This window comes from Pantoea sp. RCC30.1 (assembly GCF_058148845.1).
This window is the reverse complement of sequence record NZ_JBXUHX010000071.1, coordinates 1-4043: the sequence shown is the minus strand read 5'-3', so window position 1 is coordinate 4043 and position 4043 is coordinate 1. Positions and strand designations below refer to the sequence as shown.

Sequence of the window (4043 nt, the reverse complement as noted above, 5' to 3'; positions counted from 1 at the left end):
GATTTACTGTTCGCGACCTGCAATACAAAGTAATGCCCTGAAATGTTTCTGTGATCGCAGGCAGCAGAGGCTTAGGCTATAACACCGGCAAGATTCCTGTTACCGGACCCGCACATGCACCTGCTTAAACGTTTGATTCATCGTCGCCAGTTACTGCTTTCCGGTCTGGCTCTGGCCATTTTATCGCCGCGCGCGGTTCAGGCTAAAGAAAAGGCCCTTACCGGGGCAAATCCTCACACGCGCCCTGCTCCGCCAGCGAAAAACGGCAAACGTATCGTGATGATCGATCCCGGCCACGGTGGCATCGACTCTGGTGCCGTTGGCGAAGAGGGGTCTGAAGAGAAACACATCGTGCTGGAGATCGCTGGCAACGTGCAGCGCCAGTTGCAGAGCCATCCGCGCATTGAAGTGCGCCTGACGCGCGACAGCGACCACTTTATTCCACTCTATCAGCGGGTGGAGATCGCTCATCAGCACGGCGCCGATCTCTTTATGTCGATCCATGCCGACGGCTTTACCAGTCCCGATGCCAGCGGAGCTTCGGTATTTGCGCTCTCTAATCGTGGTGCCAGCAGCTCGATGGCGCGTTACCTGTCAAAGCGCGAGAATGATGCAGATAAACTGGGCGGCGTGAAAGCGCAGCAGCAGGATCACTATCTGCAGCAGATCCTCTTTGACCTGGTGCAGACCGACACCATCAAAAACAGCCTGACGCTGGGCAAGCACGTGCTGGACCAGATCCGCCCGGTGCATCATCTGCACAGCCAGCACACCGAGCAGGCGGCCTTCGCGGTGCTCAAGTCACCGTCGATCCCTTCGGTGCTGGTCGAGACCTCCTTTATTACCAATCCGCGCGAAGAGCAGCTGCTTGGCACCACCGCGTTTCGCCAGAAAATTGCCTCTGCGATTGCCAGCGGCATCGTCAATTACTTTGATGAGTTTGACCGCCGCAACGCCTGATGCGGGAAACGGGTTTCCGCCGTGCGAGGCGCCGTACTCATGCAAGCGGCGCGGTTTTGCGTATAATCGCGTCAGACTTTGACAAACGATAAGCGAAAAGATGGCTGATATTTCACGCGTAAAAGCATTCCTGCTCGCCTTGCAGGATGAGATTTGTAACCAGCTGGCAGCTGAAGATGGCGGCGCACAATTTGCCGAAGATAGCTGGCAGCGCCCTGGCGGCGGCGGCGGTCAGAGCCGCGTCCTGCGCAACGGCGCGGTGTTTGAGCAGGCGGGCGTCAACTTTTCGCATGTGCATGGCGATCAGATGCCGGCATCGGCTACCGCGCATCGGCCAGAACTGGCGGGTCGCAGCTTTGAAGCGATGGGCGTGTCGCTGGTAATCCACCCGAACAACCCCTATGTGCCCACCAGCCACGCCAACGTGCGCTTCTTTATCGCCGAGAAACCAGGTGCCGATCCGGTGTGGTGGTTTGGTGGTGGGTTTGACCTGACCCCTTTTTATGGCTTCGAAGAAGATGCTCTGCACTGGCATCAGACCGCAGCTAATATCTGTCAGCCCTTTGGCGAGGATGTCTATCCGCGCTATAAAAAATGGTGTGATGACTACTTCTATCTGAAGCATCGGGATGAGCAGCGCGGTATTGGTGGCCTGTTTTTTGACGATCTCAACACGCCCGACTTTGAGCAGAGCTTCAGCTTTATGCAGGCAGTTGGCCGTGGCTTTATTGATGCCTACCGGCCGATTGTGGCGCGCCGTAAAGATCATCCCTGGGGCGATCGTGAGCGCCAGTTCCAGCTCTACCGCCGTGGTCGCTATGTGGAATTTAATCTGGTGTGGGACCGCGGCACGCTGTTTGGTCTGCAGACCGGTGGCCGCACAGAATCAATTCTGATGTCGATGCCGCCGCTGGTGCGCTGGGAATATGATTATCAGCCTGAGCCCGACTCTCCTGAAGCCGCCCTCTATCGCGATTTCCTGCCGGTGAAGAACTGGCTGAACCTGCCTGTCTGATTGCTTCTGCTGCTGCAGCGCGGGCCGCAACCCGCGCTGCGCTTACCTCTCACCTGATCGGCCTCTTGTTTTTTACAGGGCACAGATTGCCACAGTGTGGCCTGCGTCATTCCTCCTGACTGCTATGCTTATGGATGGAATATGGCGCACCCCACGGTAAATACCGCATGACGGCTCCTTCGCACCGCCTCGCAGCGCAACAATCAGAGAAACCGCATTTCCATCATAAAGTCTCTGTTGCAATGTTATGGGTTCGCGTTACCGGTAGCAGAACATGCCACAGACCGGCTGCGAGGCCTGAGGTGTTCCCTGTTCGCTTTCATTTTTCTTTTCAAGGAGTTTAGAGATGAACCAGCTAGAAGCCCTAAAACAGTTCACCACAGTGGTGGCGGACAGTGGCGATATCGAATCGATTCGTAATTACCACCCGGAAGACGCCACCACCAACCCCTCACTCATTCTGAAAGCGTCCGGTCTCGAAGGGTATAAACACCTGATGGATGACGCGATTGAGTACGCCAAAAAACAGGGCGGCAGCAAAGAGACGCAGATTATTAATGCCAGCGACAAAGTGGCGATCAACCTCGGTATGGAGATCCTGAAGAGCATACCGGGCCGTGTTTCGACCGAAGTGGATGCGCGCCTCTCCTTCGATCGTGGCATGTGTGTCACCAAAGCAGAAAAACTGATTCGCATGTACGAAGAGCACGGCATCGATCGCTCACGTGTGCTGATCAAGCTGGCCTCGACCTGGGAAGGCATCCGCGCAGCGGAAGAGCTGGAGAAAAACGGCATCAAGTGCAACCTGACACTGCTGTTCTCCTTTGCCCAGGCGCGTGCCTGTGCCGAAGCGGGTGTGTTCCTGATCTCACCGTTCGTTGGCCGCATCTACGACTGGTACAACTCACGCAAGCCAATGGAACCCTATGTGGCGGATGAAGATCCGGGCGTGAAATCTGTGCGTCGCATCTACGATTACTACAAAAAGCACCGTTACAGCACCATCATCATGGGCGCCAGCTTCCGTAAAGTGGAGCAGATTGTGGCGCTGGCAGGCTGCGATCGCCTGACGCTGTCGCCGAACCTGCTGGAAGAGTTGCAGAACAGCGATGCGCCGCTGGAGCGCAAGCTGGAGCCATCCACCGAAGGCTTCCATCAGCCGTCTCCGCTTTCTGAAGCGGAATTCCGCTGGGAACATAACCAGGATCCGATGGCAGTTGAAAAACTCTCAGACGGCATCCGCCAGTTCGCGGTTGACCAGCAGAAGCTGGAAGATGTGCTCGCCGCACGCCTGTAGTGTTCATTTTAGTCGGGCGGGACTTTCCCGCCCTGATGCATAACTAAGGGAGAACTTTATGTCCTCACGCAGAGAGTTGGCAAACGCGATTCGTGCACTGAGCATGGATGCAGTCCAGAAGGCAAACTCAGGCCACCCCGGTGCGCCGATGGGTATGGCCGATATCGCCGAAGTGTTATGGCGCGACTTCCTCCAGCACAATCCGACCAATCCCGCCTGGCTTGATCGCGACCGCTTTATCCTCTCCAACGGCCACGGCTCCATGCTGCTTTATAGCCTGCTGCACCTCAGCGGTTATGACCTGCCGATTGAAGAGCTGAAAAATTTCCGTCAGCTGCACTCTAAAACACCGGGTCACCCGGAAATCGGCTACACGCCTGGCGTTGAAACCACCACCGGCCCGCTGGGTCAGGGACTGGCAAACGCCGTGGGTTTAGCGATTGCAGAGCGCACGCTGGCCGCGCAGTTTAACCGTCCGGACCATGAAATCGTCGATCACCACACCTATGTATTTATGGGCGATGGCTGTCTGATGGAAGGGATCTCGCACGAAGTCTGTTCACTGGCGGGTACCCTGGGTCTCGGCAAACTGATCGGCTTCTACGACCATAACGGTATTTCAATCGATGGCGAGACCGAAGGCTGGTTTACTGACGACACTCACAAACGCTTTGAGTCCTATAACTGGCATGTGATTGGCGACATCGACGGACATGACGCCAATGCGATTCGTGAAGCAATCAAAGAAGCGCAGAGTGTCACCGATAAGCC

The 4043-nt window shown here is 56.2% G+C and carries 4 protein-coding genes; all 4 read left to right on the top strand.

Annotation, left to right across the window (positions count from 1 at the left end):
* The first annotated feature begins 114 nt into the window (after positions 1–114).
* The gene (gene amiA / locus AC2LB6_RS24500; protein WP_490095460.1) at positions 115–960 is read left to right on the top strand and encodes an N-acetylmuramoyl-L-alanine amidase AmiA; all 846 of its coding nucleotides are present in this window, start codon (positions 115–117) and stop codon (positions 958–960) included.
* A gap of 100 nt (positions 961–1060) precedes the next feature.
* Complete coding sequence (hemF, locus tag AC2LB6_RS24495) at positions 1061–1975, top strand: oxygen-dependent coproporphyrinogen oxidase (RefSeq protein ID WP_490095459.1); 915 nt, start codon at positions 1061–1063, stop codon at positions 1973–1975.
* Between the two features lie 346 nt (positions 1976–2321).
* Positions 2322–3272 (top strand): transaldolase, encoded by a 951-nt coding sequence (gene tal / locus AC2LB6_RS24490; RefSeq protein ID WP_490095458.1) that lies wholly within the window; start codon positions 2322–2324, stop codon positions 3270–3272.
* 58 nt (positions 3273–3330) lie between these two features.
* Positions 3331–4043: transketolase family protein (locus tag AC2LB6_RS24485; RefSeq protein ID WP_490095457.1), on the top strand; the 713-nt coding region annotated here is incomplete at its 3' end.